This window comes from Ruegeria sp. ABV3_008 (assembly GCF_056161185.1).
Window position 1 is genome coordinate 36,942 of sequence record NZ_JBSWYP010000018.1, and the last position, 23,874, is coordinate 60,815.

Annotated in this window: 24 protein-coding genes; 11 read left to right on the forward strand and 13 right to left on the reverse strand. The window is 54.7% G+C overall.

What is annotated here, in order from left to right; translation table 11 throughout:
* Positions 1–9 precede the first annotated feature (9 nt).
* Entirely contained in the window at positions 10–894 is an 885-nt protein-coding gene (locus ACXAH8_RS21525; protein WP_475220589.1) for an intradiol ring-cleavage dioxygenase, read from the forward strand.
* Between the two features lies 1 nt (position 895).
* Positions 896–1,717: a 3-oxoadipate:acetyl-CoA acetyltransferase gene (locus ACXAH8_RS21530; RefSeq protein ID WP_475220590.1), complete on the forward strand. Its 822-nt coding sequence runs from the start codon at positions 896–898 to the stop codon at positions 1,715–1,717.
* A gap of 45 nt (positions 1,718–1,762) precedes the next feature.
* On the opposite strand, the gene ACXAH8_RS21535 is transcribed toward ACXAH8_RS21530, so the two are convergent.
* The 10 genes from ACXAH8_RS21535 to ACXAH8_RS21580 form a co-directional block, all read right to left on the reverse strand.
* Entirely contained in the window at positions 1,763–2,740 is a 978-nt protein-coding gene (locus tag ACXAH8_RS21535; protein ID WP_475220591.1) for a pirin family protein, read from the reverse strand.
* An 81-nt stretch (positions 2,741–2,821) separates the two neighbouring features.
* Positions 2,822–5,002 (reverse strand): xanthine dehydrogenase family protein molybdopterin-binding subunit, encoded by a 2,181-nt coding sequence (locus ACXAH8_RS21540; RefSeq protein ID WP_475220592.1) that lies wholly within the window; start codon positions 5,000–5,002, stop codon positions 2,822–2,824.
* A gap of 1 nt (position 5,003) precedes the next feature.
* A complete protein-coding gene (locus ACXAH8_RS21545; protein ID WP_475220593.1) occupies positions 5,004–5,456 on the reverse strand; it encodes a (2Fe-2S)-binding protein in 453 nt (150 codons plus the stop codon).
* A 55-nt stretch (positions 5,457–5,511) separates the two neighbouring features.
* Positions 5,512–6,414: an efflux RND transporter periplasmic adaptor subunit gene (locus ACXAH8_RS21550; protein ID WP_475220594.1), complete on the reverse strand. Its 903-nt coding sequence runs from the start codon at positions 6,412–6,414 to the stop codon at positions 5,512–5,514.
* The gene (locus ACXAH8_RS21555) at positions 6,411–8,021 is read right to left on the reverse strand and encodes an MFS transporter (RefSeq protein WP_475220595.1); all 1,611 of its coding nucleotides are present in this window, start codon (positions 8,019–8,021) and stop codon (positions 6,411–6,413) included. Before ACXAH8_RS21555 ends, ACXAH8_RS21550 begins: the two co-directional genes overlap by 4 nt.
* Positions 8,005–8,313: a GNAT family N-acetyltransferase gene (locus ACXAH8_RS21560; RefSeq protein ID WP_475220596.1), complete on the reverse strand. Its 309-nt coding sequence runs from the start codon at positions 8,311–8,313 to the stop codon at positions 8,005–8,007. Before ACXAH8_RS21560 ends, ACXAH8_RS21555 begins: the two co-directional genes overlap by 17 nt.
* A 24-nt stretch (positions 8,314–8,337) precedes the next feature.
* Positions 8,338–10,071, reverse strand: a complete 1,734-nt coding sequence (locus ACXAH8_RS21565) for an amidohydrolase (RefSeq protein WP_475220597.1) — start codon at positions 10,069–10,071, stop codon at positions 8,338–8,340.
* Positions 10,072–10,204: 133 nt separating this feature from the next.
* The gene (locus ACXAH8_RS21570) at positions 10,205–10,855 is read right to left on the reverse strand and encodes a hydrolase (RefSeq protein WP_475220598.1); all 651 of its coding nucleotides are present in this window, start codon (positions 10,853–10,855) and stop codon (positions 10,205–10,207) included.
* Between the two features lie 31 nt (positions 10,856–10,886).
* Complete coding sequence (locus ACXAH8_RS21575; protein WP_475220599.1) at positions 10,887–11,141, reverse strand: DUF1427 family protein; 255 nt, start codon at positions 11,139–11,141, stop codon at positions 10,887–10,889.
* Positions 11,138–11,899, reverse strand: a complete 762-nt coding sequence (locus ACXAH8_RS21580; protein WP_475220600.1) for a pirin family protein — start codon at positions 11,897–11,899, stop codon at positions 11,138–11,140. Before ACXAH8_RS21580 ends, ACXAH8_RS21575 begins: the two co-directional genes overlap by 4 nt.
* A 137-nt stretch (positions 11,900–12,036) precedes the next feature.
* Between ACXAH8_RS21580 and ACXAH8_RS21585 the strand changes: the two genes are divergently transcribed.
* Positions 12,037–12,987, forward strand: coding sequence for a LysR family transcriptional regulator (locus ACXAH8_RS21585; RefSeq protein WP_475220601.1), 951 nt, complete (start codon positions 12,037–12,039; stop codon positions 12,985–12,987).
* On the opposite strand, the gene ACXAH8_RS21590 is transcribed toward ACXAH8_RS21585, so the two are convergent.
* Complete coding sequence (locus ACXAH8_RS21590) at positions 12,949–13,569, reverse strand: alpha/beta hydrolase (protein ID WP_170690357.1); 621 nt, start codon at positions 13,567–13,569, stop codon at positions 12,949–12,951. The genes ACXAH8_RS21585 and ACXAH8_RS21590 overlap by 39 nt on opposite strands.
* A 14-nt stretch (positions 13,570–13,583) precedes the next feature.
* The gene (locus ACXAH8_RS21595) at positions 13,584–14,519 is read right to left on the reverse strand and encodes a VOC family protein (RefSeq protein WP_170377181.1); all 936 of its coding nucleotides are present in this window, start codon (positions 14,517–14,519) and stop codon (positions 13,584–13,586) included.
* A gap of 113 nt (positions 14,520–14,632) precedes the next feature.
* Here ACXAH8_RS21595 and ACXAH8_RS21600 point away from each other — a divergent pair, with 113 nt between their 5' ends.
* Positions 14,633–15,544, forward strand: a complete 912-nt coding sequence (locus tag ACXAH8_RS21600; RefSeq protein ID WP_170377183.1) for a LysR family transcriptional regulator — start codon at positions 14,633–14,635, stop codon at positions 15,542–15,544.
* Positions 15,545–15,899: 355 nt separating this feature from the next.
* Here the strand turns inward: ACXAH8_RS21600 and ACXAH8_RS21605 are convergent, their stop codons facing one another.
* Positions 15,900–16,232 carry a DUF1254 domain-containing protein gene (locus ACXAH8_RS21605; protein ID WP_170377187.1) on the reverse strand — a complete coding sequence of 111 codons (333 nt, stop codon included), beginning with the start codon at positions 16,230–16,232 and terminating at the stop codon, positions 15,900–15,902.
* 373 nt (positions 16,233–16,605) lie between these two features.
* Between ACXAH8_RS21605 and ACXAH8_RS21610 the strand changes: the two genes are divergently transcribed.
* The 7 genes from ACXAH8_RS21610 to ACXAH8_RS21640 all read left to right on the forward strand — a co-directional run.
* On the forward strand, positions 16,606–17,931 hold the full coding sequence (locus ACXAH8_RS21610; RefSeq protein WP_475220602.1) for a mechanosensitive ion channel family protein: 1,326 nt from the start codon (positions 16,606–16,608) through the stop codon (positions 17,929–17,931).
* A complete protein-coding gene (locus ACXAH8_RS21615) occupies positions 17,928–19,541 on the forward strand; it encodes a mechanosensitive ion channel family protein (RefSeq protein ID WP_475220603.1) in 1,614 nt (537 codons plus the stop codon). Before ACXAH8_RS21610 ends, ACXAH8_RS21615 begins: the two co-directional genes overlap by 4 nt.
* A 141-nt stretch (positions 19,542–19,682) precedes the next feature.
* On the forward strand, positions 19,683–19,952 hold the full coding sequence (locus ACXAH8_RS21620) for a potassium channel family protein (RefSeq protein WP_475220604.1): 270 nt from the start codon (positions 19,683–19,685) through the stop codon (positions 19,950–19,952).
* A 180-nt stretch (positions 19,953–20,132) separates the two neighbouring features.
* Positions 20,133–21,212 (forward strand): AI-2E family transporter, encoded by a 1,080-nt coding sequence (locus tag ACXAH8_RS21625; protein ID WP_475220605.1) that lies wholly within the window; start codon positions 20,133–20,135, stop codon positions 21,210–21,212.
* Positions 21,209–22,273, forward strand: a complete 1,065-nt coding sequence (locus tag ACXAH8_RS21630; protein WP_170377197.1) for an HlyD family secretion protein — start codon at positions 21,209–21,211, stop codon at positions 22,271–22,273. The genes ACXAH8_RS21625 and ACXAH8_RS21630 overlap by 4 nt, the downstream gene beginning before the upstream one ends.
* Entirely contained in the window at positions 22,263–23,279 is a 1,017-nt protein-coding gene (locus tag ACXAH8_RS21635; protein WP_170473361.1) for a DUF2955 domain-containing protein, read from the forward strand. The genes ACXAH8_RS21630 and ACXAH8_RS21635 overlap by 11 nt, the downstream gene beginning before the upstream one ends.
* Before the next feature lie 298 nt (positions 23,280–23,577).
* Positions 23,578–23,874 (forward strand): sulfatase-like hydrolase/transferase (locus ACXAH8_RS21640; protein WP_475220606.1); only part of this gene is annotated, 297 nt, incomplete at its 3' end.

Here is a 23,874-nt window from a genome sequence, read left to right on the forward strand (position 1 = left end):
GAGGCCAAAATGGACTCGCATGAGATGGGATACTTTACCGAGGAAAACTCGGCCGAGGTCGTCACGGCACGCAACAAAAACGCAGAAAGCGAACGGCTGAAGCAGGTGATGGAGGTCATCACGCGAAAGCTCCATGAAGCCGTGAAGGAGATTGAACCGACGCAACAGGAATGGTTCGAGGCGATCATGTTCCTGACCAAGGTTGGGCACATGTGCGATGACTGGCGGCAGGAGTACATTCTTCTGTCCGATGTTCTGGGCGTGTCGATGCTGGTGGATGCCGTGAACTCTCGTCGTCCCACCGGGGCCTCCGAGAATACTGTACTGGGCCCTTTCCATGTGGGAGGTGCCCCGGAATACGAGATGGGACACAATATTTGTCTCGACCAAAAGGGCGAGGACATGGTGGTGCGAGGTCGTGTCACCGATGTGGAAGGCAACCCGTTGGAAGGCGTCAAGATTGATGTCTGGCAAGCCAATGACGATGGGTTTTACGATGTGCAACAGAAAGGTATACAACCTGATTTCAACCTGCGTGGCGTCTTCACGACCGGCGCCGATGGGACCTATTGGTTCCGGGCTGTGCGGCCAAAGAACTATCCAATCCCGGATGACGGGCCGGTTGGCGATCTGTTGAAGCGTCTTGGTCGACACCCGTACCGACCGGCACACCTACACTACATCGTGTCGAAAGACGGCTACGACGACCTGACCACTCATATCTTTGACCCCGATGATCAGTACATCAACTCGGATGCGGTATTTGGCGTCAAAGAAAGCCTGATCGCCGAATTCAACCGGGTTGATGATCCGGCGCGATCTGCGGAAGTTGGCTTTGAAGGTGCCTATTGGGATGTCGAATTCGACTTTGTCCTCGCACCGAAAGAGGCCTGAAATGTCCGAACCCTGCATCATCTGTGTTGCAATAACCGGGTCCTTGCCAACCAAGGCCAACAATCCGGCTGTGCCCATCACAGTCGAAGAACAAGTCGAAAGTACACAGGCTGCTTTTGAGGCGGGCGCGTCCATCTGCCATGCCCATGTTCGAAACGATGATGAAACGCCTTCGAGCGACCCGGAAAAGTTCGCAAGGTTGAAAGAGGGGCTTGAGAAACACTGCCCTGGCATGATCATCCAGTTTTCGACGGGAGGGCGATCGGGGGCGGGTAAGACGCGCGGCGGCATGTTGCCGTTGCGGCCGGATATGGCTTCGTTGTCGGTAGGGTCGAACAACTTCCCCACGCGCGTCTACGAAAATCCACCCGATCTTGTCGACTGGCTCGCGGCTGAGATGGCAACCTATGACGTCAAGCCAGAGATCGAAGCCTTCGATCTGAGCCATATCCTGAAGGCGGCCGAGATGCACAAGAAAGGTCAAATCAAAGACACGCCTTATGTGCAATTTGTTATGGGTGTCAAAAACGCGATGCCCGCAGATCGGGACGTATTCGATTTCTACGTGAAGACAGTTGGCCGACTGTTTCCGGGTGCGCCTTGGTGCGCTGCAGGCATTGGCGCGCAGCAGGAGGTTCTGAACCACTGGGCCATTTCCTCCGGTGGCCATGCACGGACGGGTTTGGAAGACAACTTGCGCCTGGATCGCAATACGCTGGCACCATCAAACGCGGCGCTTGTAATGCGGGCTGCAGAGATTTGTGCCCAATACAACCGCCCGGTTGCGACAGCGGACCAGGCACGAACTATTCTAGGCCTCTAGACCGGGTTTGCGCACCTTTGAAAACCCACAAACCCGGTCAAAAAGTCAGGCTGAAGGCTCGGTTTTTCTATTGGGCATGGTTTGTTCAAGTTCTGGCGTGATAGGGATATGCTCGGCGTCGTCACCCGGTGGCAGTTTGAAGGGGCCATTGGCCCAATCCGCCGCCTTCCAAGACTCTTTGGCGTCTTCAATCCTGTCTCGCGACGATGAAACAAAGTTCCACCAGATGAAACGCTCTTCGCTGAGGGTTGCCCCACCCAGCGCCATGAGACGCGCACCCTTTTCACCAGCCCGAACGCTTATTTTGTCGCCTGGTCGAAAGACCATCATTTGTCCGGCGTCAAAGATGTCACCCGCGATTTCAACCGACCCTTCAGTAACGTAGATCCCACGGTCTTCCTGATCATTCGGCAATGGAAAACGAGCGCCCGGCGAAAGAATGACGTCGACGTAAAACGTCTCGGATTGCATCGTCACGGGGCTGGATTTGCCATAAGCTGATCCGAGTATGAGTTTTGCTTGAATGCCCGTATCTTGAAGCTCCGGTAGCGCCGCGTTCTTATGGTGTTCAAAGTCCGGCGCCATGTCTTCCCGGTCTTTTGGCAACGCGATCCAAGTTTGAATCCCGAACAACCTATTTCGCTTGGCCCGTGTTTCTGCGCTGGTGCGTTCCGAATGCGTGACGCCCTTGCCTGCAACCATCCAGTTCACTTCGCCCGGATAGATCATCTGATGAGTGCCTAAGCTGTCGCGATGCTCAAACTCGCCATCATACAAATAGGTTACGGTTCCAAGACCGATATGCGGATGAGGGCGAACGTCTATACCCCCTTCCGTGACGAACTCGGCCGGGCCCATCTGGTCGAAAAAGATGAACGGTCCAACCATCTGGCGTTCGGGCGCGGGCAATGCACGCCGGACCTCAAACCCACCAAGATCACGGGCGCGCGGAATAATCAGAGTTTCAACACTGTCTGCCGAAGCGTTTGGGCACTCAGGGTTATGCGTGGGGTTCCAACTCATGCATTGGGTCCTTTGTCTGTAGTTGGGTCTTGGCACATGTGCCGCCGGTCAAAGGAAATGACCGGCAGCATCCTTAGCCCGCTACGTTTCCAGCGCGGCGGTGACGCGATCAGGAGTAAAGGGCATGTTGCGCAGGCGCTTGCCTTGGGCGGCATAGAACGCGTTTGCGATGGCCGCGGGCACCATCGGAGTTCCAACTTCGCCAACACCAACAGGCGGCGCATCGACCTCTGCGATGTAGATCTCGATTTCCGGCATCTGCGAGGCGCGTGTGATCTCATAGTCCCAGAAGTTGCTCTGCACCACTTCGCCGTTTTTGATGTCGATCTTTTCGGAAAGAGCCATCGAGATACCGAACACGATGCCACCTTCGATCTGATTGAGCGCGTTGTCTGGCGTGACGATCAGGCCCGCATCGATTGCGGCCCAGAAATTGGTGATCTGAATCTCTCCGCTGTCCGCGTCAACTTCAACTTCCGCCACACCTGCGGCCATGGACGAGCTGTAGCCTGCAAAAGAAAGCCCTAGGTTTCGATCACCCCGATTTTGCCAATCAGACATTTCGGCCACCTTCTCAAGCAGGTGCTGCCCGCGCGGGTTTTCGGAAACAAGATCTAGCCGGAACTCCAGTGGATCCCGCCCGGCTTGTTCTGCCAGTTCGTCCATAAAACACTCTGCCGCAAAGGCCGTATAGGACGCGCCAATACCGCGATAGGGGGCAAGGCGGGCGTGCCTGTCCATGATGAGGTGATCGGCGCGGAAATCCTTGATCCCATAGAATTTGCTCTCTGCACCCCGCATTGAAATCACATCGTTCGGGTTAACCGCGTCCCAACGCATGGGATTGAAAAACCCAATGACCGTCGGTGTGGCGACCTTGTGATACCACCCGTCCAATTTTCCCTCCGCTGTCAGACCGGCCTCAAGCTTTTGGGCCGCAGCGGGGCGGAAGGTTCCCTGCTTCACGTCGTCTTCACGTGGCCAGATCACTTTGACAGGGCGTCCAACGGCCTTAGAGCACAGCACCGCATCGCGCACATAGTTCTGCATCAGGGCCGTGCGTCGACCAAAGCCTCCGCCCATTGTCATCATGTTCAGACGAACGTTTTCGACGGGGATGCCCAACACCTCCGACACGGTGCGCGCAGTCCACGACTGCGTTTGCGTGCCCGCCCAAACCTCGGCACCTTGCCCGTCCGCATCGACATCAGCGACAGCCGCCATCGGCTCAATCTGAGCGTGGTAGGCGTAGTCCGACAGATAAAGCTGCGAAAACTGACGGTCAGCGTTGCCAATAGCTGCAGCGGCGTCGCCTTTTCCAGCCCAGGTTGCCCCCGACGCGTCCGGGGCGCTGACAGCGGCGGCGTATTCGGCCAGAGTCTCTTCGCTGTTTGAGGTCCGGAAGGGTGAGGTGGTCGACCATTCGACCTCTAGCAAACCCCGTGCCCCCAAGGCAGACCACAGGCTTTCCGCGACGACGGCGACACCGTCAGGTACGGTCACGATGTCGATGACGCCCGGTACCTCGCGTGCGGCAACGTCGTTGATGGAAAGCGGTACCTCGTCCTCGACTGGTGCGCGTAGGACCGCCGCATAGGCCATATTGGGCACTTCCACATCAATGGCATATTCAGCCTGACCTGTGCTTTTGGCCGGAACGTCGCGACGCGGCAGATCTTGCCCGATGATCCGAAACGCGGATGGGTCTTTCAGCGGCACGGTCTCAGAGTCTGGCACCGTCACATCTGTCAAACCGAACCCCGCCAGTTCACCATACCCGGCCTGTTGGCCATCAGGCCCTAAAACAACACTGGGTTCGGTCCTGAGGCTTGCTTTGTCCACACCCCATTCGCGCGCTGCGATTTGCAGCAACACGTCGCGCGCCTGCGCGCCCGCCTTGCGCATCGGGTCAAAATAGAACTGCGTTCCGGTGCTGCCAGCCGTATATAGAACACCGCCAAACAGCTGATTGCCAAAGCGTCGATCATCAGCGTTTAGCTGTTCGATCTCAACGTCTTCCCAAGCTGCATCCAGTTCCTCAGCGAGGATTTGGGGTAACGTGGAGTAGCTGCTTTGCCCCATTTCGGTCGAAGGAAAGACGATCCGAATGCTTCCATCGGCGCGGATCGTCAACCAGTGATTTACATCCAGAGCACCAACTGCGGCCTCAGTCCGGACGGATGAGATGCCACCCGCACCGATGAAAAACGTCAGTCCGGCAACGCCTTGTAGAAACCCGCGGCGGTTCATGGTCATGGTCATCTCAAACCTCCTTGGCTGCGCGTTCGATGGCTTTGAAAATGCGGTTATACGTCCCGCAGCGACACAGGTTCGCGCTCATCTCATCGACAATCTCTTCGCGTGTCGGGGATGGGTTATCCGCCAAAAGCGCCGCCGCGCGCATGATCTGGCCCGACTGGCAATATCCGCATTGTGCGACTTGTTCTTCGATCCAGGCCTTCTGAACAGGATGCGAACCGTCTTCGGACAACCCTTCGATCGTCGTGACCTGCGCATCTTCCACATCGCTGACCGACATCTGACAGGCGAATGACGCCACACCATCCACATGCACCGTGCAGGCTCCACACATGGCAGCACCGCACCCGTATTTCGTACCCTTGAGTTTGAGCGTATCTCGAAGGACCAGCAGCAACATTTCGTCAGGGGGGTTATCAACCTCTACGGGTCGGCCGTTCAATTCGAATTTGATCATTTGGAACAGTCCTTGTGATGCCTGATGTTGAGGGGGTCTTGTGGGGTGGATTTCGTCATGGCCTGACCATGGAGTGGTCTTGCTCGGCGCCTGTGACTGGCTGGACAAAGGGCGTGACACGAACTTTCATTCCCGGTCGCAACGTTTGGTCGGGGTTTTCTAGATCTGCCCACACGCGAATTTTTCCGCTGTTTTCATCGAACCAGACCGCCGATCCGGTAAGCGGAATTGCGTTCGGCAGAACCTGACCGACCTCCGTTTCAACATGGAACCAGCCAGAATTTGATAACTCCTGCGAGCGCGTGATGCTCGTGTTCAACCCCGAAACCCATTGGGCATAGGGAATCTCGAACACAACGCGCAGGCGGTTGAGATTTACGAGTTGAAACAGGGGCGGGTCGCCCGAACTAAACTCAACCAGCGAACCCGGTCCAACGCGCGGGTCTTCAACATGTCCTGAGATCGGCGCACGTATGAGCGTGTCGTCGAAGTTGGTTTTTGCGATCTCCAACTCGGTTTCCGCCAAAGCCCTTTCGGCCTCAGCCAAAGCCAGATTGGTTTCAGCGTCCAACAGGGCAACCTCTGTTGCCGCTCCCCGCGTAGAGAGTTGGGCTGCGCGTTCCAGCTTATCTTGGGCTTGAAGCAAGAGAGCCTCGGCCTTGGCCAGCTCTGCATGCGCAGCATCGACCGCCAGTTTCTCCAGATCGTTTCGAAGCTGTAGCAATGGCGTGCCCGCTTGGACATAGTCACCTTGCTCAACCAGCACTTCTTCGACGATGCCTTCCGCCCGGCTATAAACGTCCGACCGGTCGACTGCTTCGATACGGCCTTCAAACTCCGCACCACCCGCAGATGCCTGCTCAGGCGCATGGGCCCAGAACAGAGCCGCAAAGACTGTGGCCGAAAGAATGGGCCTTTGGGTGACCAAAATCGATAGCATCACAAACACTCTCATCATGGTGCGATCAGATGGCGAACGACCGGCCCGCTTTCACGGGTATCAAAGGCTGCGACAGCCCGTTGAAGGTCCTTATCCTGGTGTGATACACGCTCGTGCTGAGCCAGATGTTCTTCCCAAGATGAAACCATGAAGGCTTCGACCCATAGCTCGGGCTCTTCTGCACTTTGGAAAACGCGCCAGTCATAGGCTCCGTCGCGCCAGCGCTCGCCCGACCATTCTTGAATCGCGGACAGGAATGCAGCTTCGTCCTCGGGTCGGATGCGATACTCAACTTCGACCATGACAGGACCGCGGGATGCCAAGCCGTGCTCTTCAAGGGCAACTTGCGGCGCCGGCCAATGCATAGAGGGCGTCAGGTCCAGATCTTCGCCCTGACCAAGCTGAAACTTGCGCGTCAAAAGCAAGCCGACGATCAATCCGCCTGCTGCGATCAGCAAGGTGATCGAAACAGATGTTGCCGTGGCCACCTGACCCCAGAATGCTGATCCAAACGCCATGGATCCGAAGAAAACCATCAGATTCACAGACAATCCTCGGGCCCTGACCCAGTTGGGCAGCGCGGTCTGCGCCGACACATTGAACGTGGTGAGAACGGCAATCCAGCTAAAGCCACCCAACAATGCGGCGATATAAGCCAACGGATGGGTTGTCGCCGTTGCAAGAATTCCCATGGCAACGGCAGTGCCGATGGTGCCGCCTGCAGCCGTCGTGCTTCCATCAAGCTTCGCTCGGAACTGCGGAAGTGTCAAAGCACCCGCGACAGCCCCGGCACCGATCAAAGTCAGCAACAAACCATACAGCGTCGCCCCGCCCCCTTCGATCGTCCGGACGACCAGCGGCAGCAGAGCCCAATAGGCAGATGCAAAGATGAAGAAGGCAAAGGATCGGATCAACGTGGCCTTGAGCGGGCTGTTATGTGCGACGTGACGCATGCCGGTCATCATCGCGTTGAACATAGGCTGAGATGTCTTCGAAATGCCGACGTCGTGCTTCCACAACAACAGAGCGCCAATGATCACGAGATAGCTGACCGCGTTGACTGCAAAGGGGGCTGCCAAACTGACCGATGCAATCAAAACGCCCGCCAAAGCAGGGCCGATCGCGCGGCTGATGTTGATGCCCATTGAATTCAAGGCAATGGCTGGCTGCAACGCGTCACGCGGCACCAGAGTTGGCACGATCGCTTGCCAGGCCGGAGCCATGAAAGCCGTGCCAGTTCCGATGGCCAACGTGAACAGGATCAGGAGCGTCGGTGTTACCAGTTCAAGCTGAACCAGCACGGTTAGCACCGACACCAGTACCAGAAGCACCACGTTCACTGTGATTAACAGCTTACGTTTGTCCAACCGGTCCGCCAGCGTACCGGCGTACAAAGCGAAGATGAACACTGGCAGGGTTGTTGCCGCCTGCACCAATGAGACGACCGCCGGGGATGAATTGAGCGTCGTCATCAGCCACCCCGCGCCCACATCATGCATCCAAGTGCCGACGTTGGAGATTAGGGTCGCAACCCAAAGAAGCGCGAACGCCCGATGTTTGAACGGGATCCAAGCCGAGTTCGATACCGCAGGTGCAGGTTTCGCGATGCTACCACTGGATGACATCTGCCAACTCCTCGCGGTTTTTTTCGGCGTAGGACCGCACAAACGGGCAAAGCGGCACGATGCGAAGACCTTTGTCGCGCGCGTCCGCCACAAGCTGCGCGGCCAAGGTCCGAGCCAAGCCGCGACCACGCAACTCTCCCGGGACAAACGTGTGGTCGGCGATAACGAGGCTAGGCGTGACTTTTGACAGCGTCAGTTCTGCCTCGCTCACGATCCCGGACACCGAAGCGCCGTATCGTGCTTTTGTATCGCTTTCGCTGTAAGTGATTTTTAGCTTTTGATCGTCCAACATGGGAAATCTCCTGAGGTCTTGCCGCTATTCAGCGGCAAGGCTGCCTTGGCTTTGCGTCACAGCGCCGGGTGCACCGAAAATTGGAACGGGTGACCAATCTGGAAGCTCTGGCAGTGGGGCAGGCGCATGCGCCGCAAAACGGGCCTTGGCATGTACGATCTTGCCGCCCGTCAGTGTCAGGTCGGCCTCGATCTCGGTGATCTCGTCCTCGGCGATCGAGAAATAATCCCGGTCGAGCACGGCGATATCCGCCCATTGCCCCGCCTTGATCTGACCTTTCTTTCCCGCTTCCCGGCTGAACCAAGCCCCGGCGGCGGTCCAGTGACGCAGCGCGTCGTGCCGATCCAAACGGTTCGCCGCACTCCAGATGATGTCTCCGCCACGGCCCTTGCCAGAAACGGCCCAATGAATGGCCAACCACGGATTGTATGACGACACCCGCGTCGCATCCGTGCCAGCAGCCAGAGGCACACCCGACGCCATCATCTTCTTGACCGGCATGACCTCGCGTAGGGCGTCTTCACCGTAACGGTCACGATAGGCTGTGGTCTGAAAAGCGATGCGGTTTTGATAGCTGATCCCGCCGCCCAGGCGGGCAACCCATTCCATGGTGGATTCTGAGATCGTCTCACCGTGATCGAAAATCCAGTTCAGCTCTTCCAACCCTTTGTCACGACCGACCTCCTCAATAAGGCTCAGCAACCGGTGGGCGCTTTCCTCGTAAGTACAATGGAAACGGATCGGCCAGCGGTTTTCGAACAGAAACTCGAGTACCGGCCTGAGGTCCCCCTCCATCCGCTTGGGCAGATCGGGGCGTGGGTAGCTGAAATCTTCGAAATCATAGGCAGACGCGACCAGCATCTCGCCCGCGCCCACGCATTTCAGGTAGTCGTTTCCTTCGTCTGGCTTGACGATGTCATTCCAGCGTTTGAAATCGTCCAGCTCCAACATCGGACGCTGCGCAAAAAGCTGATAGCCGATGCGCACGGTTTGCTCGCCGCGTTTGTTCAACTCGGTGATGACGCCATAGTCATCTGGATAGTTCAGGAACCCACCCGCGCAATCCAAAGCCGAGGTCAATCCAAGACCATTCAGCGCCTTGAAATAGTGCTTGGTCGAGGTGACCTGCTGTTCGAAATCCAGCTTGGGGGCCATATCCAACAACGCGTAAAGCGGTTGCGCGTTAGGGCGCGCCATCGCGAGACCAGTCGGGTTGCCCTGATCGTCCCGTTCAAGACGGCCCGAGACAAAGGGCTCGTAGAAGTGTTTGTCGATGCCGATTGCACGCAGGGCAGCTTTGTTCAGCCACGCCCGATCATAGAGGTGCAACACGTAGACAGGCACATCCGGCGCGACCGCATTGATCTCATCAATCGTCGGCAGGCGCTTTTCGGCGAATTGATCGACGGACCAACCACCAACCACGCGGATCCATTGCCCGGCAGGAGTGCGCTCTGCCTGCGCCTTCAGCATACGAAGACCGTCAACAAGCGAGGGAACGTGGTCCCAACGCAGCTCCATCGCGAAGTTGTTGCCTTGTCGGATGATGTGCGTATGACTGTCGATCAGACCGGGAATTACACGCTGGCCGCCCAGATCAATGGTCTCGGTTTCGGGGCCCGCAAGCCCAAGCATGTCCTTGTCAGTTCCAACGGCGGAGATTTGATCCCCTGAAATACCTACAGCAGTCGCTTCGGGCATGTCGGGATCCATTGTCGTGATCTTGCCGTTGAAGAGTATCTTGTCTGGTGCGGCCATGGTGCACATCCTTTGGCAATGCGGGAGTGGTCTGCGCCCACCGGAGGGGGCACAGATTATGGGAGGTTTGAGAAATCGCCCGCTCGGATTCACGGGGAGCGATGAGGTGGCCGAGCGGGCGTGGCGCGGCAGATTATTCTGCGGCGATACCTGCTTCCGAGGCGTGCTCGCCCAAAGCCCACTTCGAGAAGCGAACCTGGATACCGTATGGCGTATGCGTTTTCAGGATATCCATGACGCCATCGTAGGTTTCGCCGCGTGCCCAGTCCTGCTGAAGCTCGAAGACGAACTGTAGCGCGTTCATCGGAACCGCACCCGCCTGAACCAGACGATCCATTGCACGCTCGTGGGCTTCAGGAGTGACGTCACCGCAAGCATCAGCCGGGATATAGACTTCATAGCCTTCGCGCAGCAGGTCAAGCGTCGGGAACATGACACAGGCTTCGGTCCACAGACCTGCCAGAACGATTTTTTTGCGGCCGGTAGCTGCAACTGCTTTGCGGAAGTTTTCATCAACCCAAGAGTTGATTGATGTCCGGTCAATGACTTCCTGATCCGGATACAGATCGGTCACTTCAGGCATGAACGGACCCGAGAAGCTGTCTTTCGCGACGGTTGAGATCACGGTCGGCAAACCAAACAGTTTCGCGCCTTTGGCAAGGATCTGAACGTTGTGCATCACCGACAGGCGATCATGGCTTTCGACGCCCTGGAACATCGCGGGCTGAAAGTCGATCAGCACAAGGGCCGCGTTCTCAGGTGTGATCATTTCGTGTTTCGACATTTGACTTCTCCGTTGTTGAGTTTGGATGGGGTTAAAGGGTTTCGGGTTTGGTTGGTTGGTTCGTCTCTTCCGCCTGAGTTACGGCGAAAGACTTCAAATGCATGGCCTGTGACACGGCGTCGGAATGTCCCCGGATCCATTGCACTGCAGCTTCTCCGGCGAGCATGCCTAAGAGGCCCAACAGGGCGATGATTGGCGGGGCGGGACTGCGGACTGCGATCAGGCCATAGATGACCCCAATCCCGAGGCCCGCTGCGAGCGATATAAGATATGGTTGCCAAGTCACGTTTGGTCTCCTTGGAATTCTGGTTCGGTTGATTTGGCTATGAGGGTTTTGGGTTCTTTCCTTGCCGCAGGGCTTGGCATATCGAAAACCAGGGCGGCCCCGTCTGTGTGCCATCGCAAAGTGACCTGTTCGGATCGTGGAACCTGTAGACCATCACCCGCGCTCAGGCGTTCCTGCTCCGCGTAGGCGAGGCCATCCAGCAGATGAACGAAGTGGTCACTTTCGCCATTTGCAGAAAGCGCAAGTTCTTGTCCCTCGGTGAACCGACGAAGTGTTAGTCGGGCCTCTGATCTCAACGGGATCAAAGGGTGCAATGTGGCGGGTGCAGCGAGCAGGACATCCCCTTCGTTCGGAACCGAGGCTTGTGTGTATGCAGGCTGACCACCGACCTGATCCGGGATCAGCCAGATTTGCAGAAACTTTGAGGGCTCCGACGTGGACCCGTTGTATTCGGAATGACGCACGCCAGTGCCTGCCGACATTCCCTGCACTTCGCCTGCTCTGATACTGGCGATATTGCCCTGATCATCCTCGTGGCGCAGCTGTCCATCCAGAACCAGTGTAATGATATCCATGTCCGTATGATCATGTGCCGCAAAACCACCACCTGGGATCAGGCTGTCTTCATTGATCACGCGCAGATTGGCGAACCCCATGCGCGTCGGGTCTTGGAACTGGCCGAACGAAAACGTGTGATAGCTGTCCAGCCATCCGTTTTGCGTACGTCCCCGCGATGCTTTTTCGTGGATCTTGATCATTTCACTCAGTTCCAAGTTCTGTTGCTCTTCGATGTGGGGCGTAGTTTGAACTCGACAAAGCAGAAGTTCTGCGGGTATGCATTAGTTAGGCTAAACTGTTTTTCCGTATTGCCATGCCGCTGTCCCGATTGCCTTCCTTGCTAAGTTTGCGCGCCTTTGAGGCCGCGGCGCGGCGTGGCTCGATCAAAGAAGCGGCCTATGAGCTTTCGGTAACGCCAGGTGCGGTTAGCCAACAGATCAAGGCGCTGGAGGCCGACCTTGGGGTGGCTTTGTTCGTGCGAAAGACCCGCGCAATCCATCTGACACCGGAAGGGCAGCGCTTGCAGCCAACGATCAGCGAAGCGTTCTTGCAGATCCGTCAGGTGGTCGATGAGGTTCGGCCCAAAAAGGCACCCAAATTGCGTATCAGTTCCAGCAATGCGCTGATCAGCAAGTGGCTTTTGCCAAGGTTGCACAAGTTCACCAAGAACCACCCCGACGTTCAGGTCCACATTGAGTCCGCAAACCCTTCGGACCACAATACTCACGCGACCGCCGATGTCGAAATTCGATACACCAGCGAACCGCCAGAGGACCGGTATGCACAGTTGCTTCACCGAGAGCTGATGCTGGTGGTCGCCAGCCCAGGTGTGCTGGACGCGTTCGGCATAGAGTCCCCGGCCGACATCAAGGCCGCGCATGTTCTGTACGATACAACGCCGATGCTGGACGGGTCGGTTCCCAGTTGGGTTCTTTGGAGCCAACACGCCGGGCTTCCGAATGGAGTTGATCCTTCGAAAGCCATGCGGTTCGAAAGACCTCCGGGTGGCCAGATTGTAGACGCTGCGATCGCAGGCGCGGGTGTCGCGCTCTGCGGGTCGCTGCTGGTATATTCTGCGCTTTCGGACGGACGACTTGTTTGCCCATTCGGTCCGGTGGTGGAAACCGGGTTCAGCTATTTCATATGTTGCCACCCGGGCCGGGAACGTGAAGAGCATATTCATGAGTTCATGTCCTGGGCGCGCAAAGAAGCCGCCGTGTTGTCTACGTTGAATGCAATGCGTGAACCTTCACCCGGGGCCGACATTCCCGTTGAAGTGGGAGGCTAAAGCCGTCAGTTCAGAGTTTCGCAGCTCGTGTCCGCCTTCATGGACGTCCGAAGTGACCTCGGCACCATGTTCAGAAAGCCAACTGATAAGGCGTTCCGTCATTGGCCATGGCGTGATTGGGTCGCGTCGTCCGGCGGTCACCAGAACTTTCCGCCCCACCAGCTTAGGATGCGCGTTCGGTTCCCACGTAACCATCGGATGCAAAAGGCCGACCCGCTCGAACAAGTCAGGGCGTTTTAGAAGGACCGCCGCCAAGATGTTTGCCCCGTTCGAATAGCCGAAGCCATAGACCGGATGACCGGGATGAGACGCGCGATGGGCCTCGATGAACGCAGTCATCTTGTCTGTCGCACGCGCAAGGTCCTCCATGTCATACACTCCCTCGGCCGTGCGGCGGAAGAACCGCGCGGCCCCCATTTCAGAGACATCGCCGCGTGGTGATACGACCCCGGCGCCAGCAACAAGAGTGCCGGCCAATTCAACAAGCTGATGCTCATCCCCTCCGGTGCCATGAAAGGCAAAGACCAGCGGACGGGCGGGTTGCGGCGCATGCACAAGCGCCTGATAGAGATCTTTGGACATTTCAACCTCTGAAATCATGATGCAAGTGGGGGCAGGAGACTTTCGATCTTGCTGCGATGTGGCTCGTAGCGGGTAGGCAACTTAAGCGCCTTACCCAGATGGGCCGTGTCTTCATCGCGGTCAAAACCGGGCTCGTTGGTAGCGATCTCAAACAGCACACCACCCGGCGTGCGGAAATAGATCGCCCAGAAATAGTCACGGTCGATAACCGGCGTGACCTGATAGCCTGTATCCAGCAAGGCCTGCCGAACACGCAGTTGCGCGGCGCGGTCGTCGACGGCAAAAGCGATATGATGAACGGACCCAGCGCCCTGACCAGCGGTCGGGGTACTTGACGGTAGCTGCTGCAGATCGATCGTGTCTGCAGCGTTGCCCCCTTCGATCACATAGCGAGTGACGTCACCTTCGGTTTCAGCCTTCTGGTATCCCATGAAGGTCAGCAGTTCACCCGTCGCATCGACATCCTTCAGAGAGAACCGAGCGCCCCGGAACCCAAGAATCCCGGCCTCATCGGGAACACCGCCCTGGGTCCAGGCTGTCCGACCCCGCGCATCAGACTCGACCAAGGCAAAGCTGTCGCCATCGGGGCCGTCAAAGGACAGACGTTTTTCTCCGAAGGCCGTGCCATCGGTCAGCCCAGTCACGCCCTCAGATGCAAGACGTTGTTTCCAGAATTCGACACCACCTGTGGGGATGGCAAACTCGGTCACACCTACCTCGCCGGCACCTCTGCGTCCCTTTGGCATCTGACCAAAAGGAAAATAGGTCATGACCGAGCCCGGCGTTCCAACCTCGTCCCCGTAATAGAGGTGATACACCTCAGGTGCATCGAAATTGACCGTCTTTTTCACTCGGCGCATGCCAAGGGTGTTGGTGAAGAAAGCGTTGTTGGTGCTGGCGTCCGCAGCCATCGAAGTGACGTGGTGCAGCCCTTTGATGTCTTTGATCATGTTCCGCTCCTTGGCGAGTGTTCAACTTGCATCAAAGATGGCGCATCGATTATTAAAGTTAATAGACAACTATGAGGCTTTATTATTGTCGAAAACGGAATTATTGAACTGAGATGATCGAGCTGAAGCCCATCCGCGTTCTGCGCGCCGTATCAGACCTGAAAAGCTTTTCCCTAGCAGCGCGCGAACTGGGCATCGCGCCGGCATCAGCAACACGCATCATAGCGCAGCTTGAGAGAGACCTCGGCACACAGCTTCTGGTGCGTACGACACGGCAAGTTTCACTAACCAGCGCCGGAGCGACTGTCCTTGCGCAGTACAGACCGCTATTGGAGGGGTTTGAAAAGGTCACACGCAGTCTTCAACGGGCCAATCAACCTGACAAGGGCCATCTACGTCTGACCGCGCCGGTATCGCTGGGCGTCACGTTGCTGCCGCAAGTGATCTCGGGGTTTCGTCTCGCCTATCCGAATATTTCAGTCGAGATCAACTTCACCGACACCCTACTTGATGTGATTGAGGAAAACTGCGACCTCGCTGTACGTGTATCGGGCCCGCCTACCGACAAATCGACAATTTGGCGCAAACTGTGTGAAGTTCCGCGGCATATGATTGCTGCGCCATCTCTGTTTGAACACATACCCCGGCCTGATCATCCGCGCGATCTGAATCCAGACTTTCTGATGTCTTACAGCGCGCAAGGCCGCTCGGAAACTTGGGATTTCTCGCATGCAGGTAGCAACGTTTCAGTTCAAGCAGGCGGAAAGATAATCTCCAACAATGGAGACTTTCTCTACGCTCTTGCGGTCGCAGGAGAGGGCATATGTGTTCTACCGGATTTCATTATTGACAAGGGATTAGCTGGCAGGCAAGTCGTGCAGGTCATGTCAAACTGGTCTATCACGTCGTTATGGTTGACGCTGTACTACCCCCCATACGAACAACTCCCACCGATCGTCGGAACGTTTGCCGAGTACTTTGAAAAATTTGTGCAGGACCACCCGAACCTGGAAACACAAGTTTGAAGCCATTTGGGCTGCAAATTGGCGCTGGTTCTCCGCAGGGCAAGTCAGATTGAACGACACTGCTTACGGTAACATGAAATGGGGGTGCTTATGGTCATAAATGCCGCCACCCATCACGGTCGTCATTTCCAAGTTTACCGCGTAAACGTCGACATACTGAGTTGACACCTTACCGCCTGCTTCAGACAACGGGTGAACTTTGTTGTTTGGTCAGCGCCGAGGCTTTCGCAAGGTTTTCTTCGGTGGCGCCGCCGGCAAGGATCGGACGAAGCACGGCAAAGCTGAAGTTTGTGTCCTGTTAATAGACCAGAGTGTTCGGAAGCGGAGGGACGTTGTATCCCTGCTGCACCAGCATTTACCTTGCTCCTGAACCGCGGTCCCGACTGTTGGAGCCGACGTCGTCCAGAGGGCATTGCCATGCATCCACAATTGTGCCGAAGATTCCGATACCCTCTTCGGACGCAGGCATTTCAATAACGATCGGGCCGTCTTCGATAGTCCAATAAGCGTGTAAGTAGGGCGTCGTGTTATTCGGTGTTGCAGTCTGGAAACGCCAATCCTGGGCTTCTGAATTGTACCCAATGTCATTGGAACCAACCCATGCATTGGCAAGTGCATCACGATAAAATTTGAAATTCATCAGCGGCATCGCCCAAACGGCTGCGTCGGCAGCTCGATGATAGGTCATCTGCTCGGCAGTGGTGGCATTCGCTAGATCGAACTCACTTCATCGGCGGTTCTTGTAGCAGCTAGGCCGAAAGCAAGTGCCTTTGCAATTGTGATATCTTTCAAGCGCATCATGGAGGAAGTCTTTCCAAAATTGTCCAAATCAGATGAAGCCCTTTCCCTTTTTGGGTCGACCTTAGAACGGCTGCAAAAATGAATTTTCTATACTCGGAATGCAGTAACATCGGCGAATTGGAGTGACTGCCATTTTCTACCACGAGGCGGGGTTAGCGAAGTCGTTACTTGCACTTAAACATGCAAAAATAAACATAAGTCTAGATTTGATGGGTCCACCTATGCTCTCCTCAAGCGCTATAGGAGTAGGGGACGATCAGATGAAACGACTGCGCAGATTTAAACTAGTCTGGTTTTTGCTTTGGTGCGTTGCGGTGTCGTCGAATGGGTTTCCTGTTTTCTCTCAAGTCACTGAACCTGAGCAGGAAGTTGTTGTGCTGGAAAACAACAACTTGTTGGAAGAGGTTGTTGAAAAAACAATCCCGGCAGATGACTTGGAAATCCTACTTGTCCCGTTAACGGCGGAAGAGTTATCCGGCGTCGCAGGTAGTTGGCAGGGTTACGTGCGATCGCGGCTCGAAGACGTCGCACAAATCAACCTTCAGCTTCGGTCAGCGAACGGAGAGCAAGAGACCAGCCTACGGTCTCAGTTGTCTTCCTTGAATGACTCTGGATCAGATATTTTGAACAACTACCGACTGGTGCTTGAAGCATGGACTTTGAAAGGCGCAAAGGCGGAAGAGCTCGAGCCTCATACCGACTATATTCTCGCCTTGAAAGCAGGCGCTCTTAAGACAACCGATATTCAAACACTTTTTCAGAACGCCTGGGCTTGGTTGTTTTCCTGGGATGGCGGCGTCGGGGTACTGATGGCCGCCCTGGGCGTTTTGTTGGCTGTCTGGGCGATGATGTTTGTCGCGAGAATGGTGCGCCGGATCACTGAACGCGGCCTGGGCAAAATTCCGACGATTTCCAGGATGCTCAAGCGTTTCATCGCCACAACGGTTTACTGGGTTGTTTTTGTGCTTGGCATACTCATCGTATTGGCTCTCTTCGGAGTCAACGTCACGCCGCTGTTTGCTGTGCTTGGGGGTTTGTCTTTTATTCTCGGCTTCGCTTTGCAAGAAACACTGGGCAACCTCGCAAGCGGTCTTATGATCATGGTTCTCAAGCCGTTCGATACCGGCGATTATATTCAGGTCGGGGGCTCATCAGGTTTTGTGGACGAGATGTCCGTTGTTTCGACCAAGATCAGAACGTTCGATAACCAGATCATCGTGGTGCCAAACAGCAAGATTTGGGGGGATGTGATCACCAATGTGAGCGCATCTGAAGAACGTCGGGTCGATCTGGTTTTTGGAATCGCCTATTCGGACAACGCAGCCCAGGCAATTGACGTTCTGAAAGACTTGGTCGCTCAACATGCGCTGTGTCTAAAGACGCCGGAGCCGGAAGTTTTCGTGGGCGAGTTGGGTGACAATTCTGTCAATATCTTTTGCCGACCGTGGTCCAAATCAGACGACTATTGGACAGTCTATTGGGACCTAACGGGTCAAGCAAAGGAGCGGTTTGACGAAGAAGGTATTTCGATCCCGTTCCCACAACGGGATGTTCACTTGATACCTGTGCAAGGAGCAAACTCATGAGAGCTTTTTCAGTTTGGTTAGTATCATTTCTTCTCTTGTGCAATGTCGCGTTTGCCCAGTCCGAGGAGATCCTCGTTGCACCCGAAGAAAGAGACGATCCCGAGTTCATAGCGCCGGTTGTTATCGACGGCTCAGAGTTGTTCGTGGTTCGAGGATCGAGCGCGTTGCCTGCCATTGAAAGGGCGGCAAAAATTGAGGAACGAATTGCTCAGGTCGCAGATGCGTCTCAAAGCAACACGGTCCAGATGCAGATTTCGGATGCCGAGTTCGGAAAATTAATCCGCGCGGATGGACAAATGGTTACGGTCACCACGCAAGCGGATGCTGAACACGAACAAATGGCCATTGAGGTTCTTGCTGGGCTTCAATCCGAAGCGATCGAGGCAGCAATCCTCCAATACCGAGAAGGTCGGTCCAATGAGGGCAGAGTGGGTAGTGCCATGGCGGCATTTGCTTGGACGGTAATCTTTGCTTTGGCTTCGTATGGGTTTTTTGCAAAACGTAAAAAGCTATTGAAATACATCCGAAAAATCTTGGAGAAGAGGGCAGAAGGCGTCGAGGAAGCCACCAAGTCCATTTTAAGGAGCAGGGCTATCGCGTCGATCATCGTCTATTCAATTCACATCTTGATGTGGGTCCTTTTTCTGTTCTTCTTCTACTACTATCTTTCTCTGGTCCTGCTTTCTTTCGCCGAAACACAGGGTATTGCTCAAATCCTTTTGAAGTATGTCAGTGAGCCGCTCATCAGCGTTGTCTTGGCAATCATGAGCTACATTCCAAACCTGATCATGCTCGCCATCATTGCCGCTGTCACAAGAATGGCCATTCGTGGCATCGATCTATTCTTTGAAAACCTCGAGAATGGTGCTTTCAAGATCAAGGACTTTGAAGACCATTGGATTGCACCTACAAAAATGCTGGTCAGGGCATTGATCATCGTGATCGCGCTCGTATTCGCTTACCCTTACATTCCAGGGTCTGATTCACGAGCTTTTCAGGGTCTGACCATTCTCGCAGGTATCATGGTTTCGCTCGGGTCAAACACGGTTGTTTCAAATATGATGGCGGGCCTGTTTGTTATCTATAGACGCAGTACCAACATTGGCGATCGCATTCAGGTCGGCGACAAGATAGGGGATGTCACCGAAATCAAGCTGATGGAAACACTCATCAAGTCGATAAAAAACGAGATGATTAGTATTCCAAATTCGCAATTGTTAAATTCCGAGGTTGTGAATTACTCGCGCAAAGTGGATGGGCGAGGACTGCTGGTTCATACCTCAGTCGGGATCGGATACGAGGAACCTCCAAAGAAAATCAAGGCTATGCTTGTGGAGGCAGCTCTTCGAACTCAAGGCTTGAAAAAGACGCCTGAACCCTTTGTCCTTTGGACGCAGCTGGCTGACTACGCGATCAATTATGAGATCAATGCGTATACGTCGCGTGGATCGAGCTTGCCCAAAATCCTGTCTGATCTTCGTGAGAACATAGTTGAAGTGTTCAATGAAAACGGAACACAGATCATGACGCCGTCCTACATAGCAGATCCGCCTGAACCCAAAGTTTCGACAGAAGAATGGAACGGCAGGCTTGCTCATGAAGTTGAATAGGGTCTTTAGCCAAACGGCGATACGCGATTCATAATAAATTCTAAAACTGCTATGTAATTATGTGTTAGTTGCTAAGGTAGTCCAATGAACGCGCTTACCAGAATCACCAGAGGGATCCGAACCGCCTTTAAGGATGGCAGAGTGAAAGGCCTTTTGGCCTTCACGGTCGGAATGATTTTATGGGCCTCGGTCTTTTACCACTTTGTAGAAGGTTGGAGTTGGCTCGACTCAATCTACTTTTCTGTCGTTACAATTTCGACCGTAGGGTTTGGTGATTTTTCACCTGAAACCGCAGTGGGGAAAATCTTCACAATGTTTTACATCATTGTAGGGCTGGGCGTTTTTGTGACTGCTGCGACCACCGTGGCTGATACGATCTTATCCCAAGACGACAAGAAAACAGACGAATAAACTGCACCTGGTTTCGTCCAATCGAGTTTGTGCGCAGGCATGAGATTGTCTGCGCATTTCAAACCATGTTGCGGATTCACTTTTGTCTTCAAATCGATAGGTCATCACCCCAATCTCAAAAAAATATACATATAACGTTTTTTGAGTATAATATTCAGAAAACAAACCTAGGGGGATGGAATGGAAAAAACTCAGGACGCGAAGATTGTCGATCTAGCGATACGACTGCTGTTTCTCGGACTATTTCTCTATAGCGCATTGGTCATGGTGGCCCCGCTCGCAAGCGTGGTCATCTGGGCAACGATCCTTTGCGTGGCGCTCTATCCGGTGTTTGATTGGATGCAATCCAAATTGGGAGGGCGAAAGAAGCTTGCAGCGACGATCTTGGTTTTGTTGGGCCTTGTTCTAACCCTGGGGCCAGTCGCAACTGCGGTTTCCGGTGCCGCAGAACTTGGATCCGAGTTTGCGGAACAGGCCGACAAAGGCGAAATAAAAATCCCTCCAGCACCCGAAGGTCTCAAGGAACTACCGGTAGTCGGCGGGAAAATTGCTGATGTTTGGGGCATGTTTGAGCGGAATCTGGACGGTGCGCTTGCAAAATACGGCACCCAAATTCTTGAGATCACCAAGTCCCTTTTTGGAAAGGTGTTGGGGATCGGAATTGGTCTTCTTGGACTCGCCCTGTCGGTATTGATAATGGGTGCTCTGTTCAGTCCCGGGCCAAGTATGGTTCAAGGCCTTCAGCGTTTTGCCAACCGTGTATTTGCACCGCGTGGTGGTGAATTCGTTTCTCTGGCAGGCGCAACGATCCGAAATGTGACAAAAGGTGTAATTGGCGTTGCCGCCATTCAGGCCGTCGTCGTGTGGATATTGCTGGTTCTGTTTGGGATTGGCTCGGCCGCGACGCTGGCGTTTGTCTGCCTGATCCTTTCGATCATCCAGATTGGACCCGGTTTAGTGCTCATACCAGTGATCATCTATGCATGGAGCTCCATGTCCGGAGGTGCGGCTTTGATATTCACCATCCTAGCCATTCCCGTGACCATAATGGACAGCTTCCTACGCCCCGTCTTCATCTCAAAAGGCCTTGAAACACCAATGCTTGTGATCCTCATTGGGGTTCTGGGGGGTATGATGGCCTATGGCTTGATCGGCATTTTCATGGGACCTGTATTGTTTGCGGTCTTCTATGAGTTGTTCAAAGTCTGGATTGACGCACCACCGGTTAGCGAAGACGCCGCTGAAGGAGCTACAGAATGAGGAAGACGATCTGGTCGACATTAGCCGTCATTCTCATTTTTCTCGTCTGGTATCTGGTCGCTGACAGAAAGACACCGTTCACAGGAAATGCCAGAGTAAAAGCCGTTGCGACCCAGATCGTTCCGCAGGTCACTGGGACGGTGACCGAGGTTCTTGTTCAAAACGGTCAGGTGGTCTCGGCAGGGGATGTTTTAGTTCGGATTGATGCCAGACCGTACGAAATTGATCGTGACAAAGCCCAAGCCGATCTCGAGGCGGCCACTCAGGAGGTGGGTGCCTCGTCAGCAGAAGTAAGCGCCGCTCAGGCGAAATTGGCGAGGGCGCAGAGTGATCTCGACACCATGCGCCTTCAGACAGAGCGCGTATTTGCGCTCGAAAAGAAAGGATTGATTGCCGTCTCAAAGGCTGATGATGCGCGAGGGCAGCTGGCAGAATCTGAAGCAAACTTTGAGAACGCAAAAGCGGATCTGGAAAAAGCAAAGCAGAGGCTCGGTGACGATGGGGTTGAAAACCCGAAAATCCAGCGGGCTTTGGCTGCTTTGGCGGATGCGGAACTGAACCTTGAATGGACTGAACTGCGTGCTCCGGCGACAGGCGTCATCTCGAACCTGCTGATAGCTCCCGGTACGTATGCCCGATCCGGGCAAGATCTATTGACGTTTTTGGATGCAACGGACGTCTGGATAGAGGCGTATTTCACCGAGAACAACCTGGGAAGAGCGTCGATAGGGTCGCCGGTTGACGTGGTGTTGGATATGCATCCCGGTAAGATTGTCCCTGGCGTCATTGAGAGCTTCAGTGCCGCTGTATCTTTGAGTGGTGGTGATGAACCCGGGCAATTGGCAAGCGCACCAAGCACCAAGGGGTTCTTGCGAGAGCCTGAGAGGTTCCCAGTCAGGATCGTCTTACCCGGTTATGAAGCTGGAAGTGCCGAAGATGATCTTCGCTTTCAACTGAACGGGCAGGCCGATGTGATTATGTATCTAAGTGACAACTCGTTGCTGAACCTCGTCGGCCGTACCTATATCCGCGTGGTTTCAATTCTGTCCTATGCGTACTGAGGACCAGCGCTCTGTCGCCCGGCTTGCGCTGGGTGTGACCGGTGTCTTTTCGTTGGGCTTGTTTCTTGGTTGGCCACTCGCAGTCGTCGGGGCGGTATTCACTGCACTGTTTCTACAAGCGCCTGCTGCATTGCCTTTGGCGGCATTTGGCAAGCTGTTTGTCTTCTCAATTGGATTGATGTTCATTTCGTTCCTGCTGTCGTCAATCTTCTCACCATATCCTGTTGTGTTTCTCATCCTCGTGGCGATTGGAATAATCCTGTCTTTCGTTTGGTCGGTTTCTGGTGCCGGAGTATTGCCGGGTGTTATCGCTCTCATGGGGGCGTTGATGATCCCGAACTTGGTTCTGCAATCGCAGGATTTGGCCTTGGTGCTCGTGTACTGGATACCGCTGAATTTGTTTTTTGCGGGCTTTGTTTCAACGCTGATGTTTGTGCTAATTCCCGCTGAACCTCCCACGGCCGCTCAGAAGAAAGCAGCAACGTCGTCAGACTTTGACCCACATCGCCGCATCGTCAGGATGTCACTTGTCACAGTTCCGTTTGCTATGGCGTTCTTTGTTTCCGGCGCATCCGCACTACTGGTTCTGTTTTTTGTCGCGCTGCTGAGCCAGCAACTCGCGGCGATGCCTGCCGCAGGCAAAACCGTAGCGAAAGCAATGCTGACGGCTAACCTTCTTGGGGCGGCAGTCTCCATCATTTGTTACGAAGTAAACGTAATAGCCCCGGTCATTCTCACTTCTATTCTGCTGTGTTTTTTCTTTTGCCTGACCCTCGGAGCACTTGGAAAATCACAAGCCCCGCTCGCCGCCGCCGCTGGCTCTGCAATTACGACCGCTTTGATCGTCTACGGTGGGTCAATTGCACCTTTTTCCGACGAAGCTGACGTAAAGAGTATTACGCGAGTTCTGCAAGTCGCCAGCGCTGCGATCTTCGTAATTGTTGCCTATGTCGTGGTCGACGAATTCTGGCCTGAAAAGAAACGACAGCCTGCATCAGAAGCTTAAGGTGGAACCGTTAGACAATTCACTCCACAGAAGGTTTGAAGGTTTTGCTGTTCCAAGTCGCGTATCATGACACAGAATGCACACTTCAAGGATGCACCCAAACTCTGGAAATTGACCGTCCGCTTTGTACGAATTGCCACCGGTTCGCTTCGCGGGCTGATCACTCTGGATCTGAAACTTACCGTTCGTTCAGGACGTAGCCAAGGTTCTAGGCGATCCCTTACAAGACGGTCATTTTCGACCGCAGGCATCCAATTTCGCCAGTCTCGAACGAATGATATATATGGGGAGCGCCATCATGAAGCGGTTTTCGCGAACATTCCTACTGTTGCTTTCTCTTCTAATTGGCACTGTCGCCTCAGCTCAGGACAAGCCCAATATAGTCTTTATTTTTCTCGATAATTTTGGGTGGGGTGAGCCAGGGTTCAATGGTGGAGGAATCATTCGCGGCACTGCCACTCCGGAAATGGATGCTCTGGCCGCTGAGGGCTTAAGGCTTACGAACTTCAACGTGGAAAGTCAGTGCACGCCGTCCCGCGCAGCGACCATGACAGGACGATATGGCATCCGGAGCGGAAACCATACAGTCCCACTG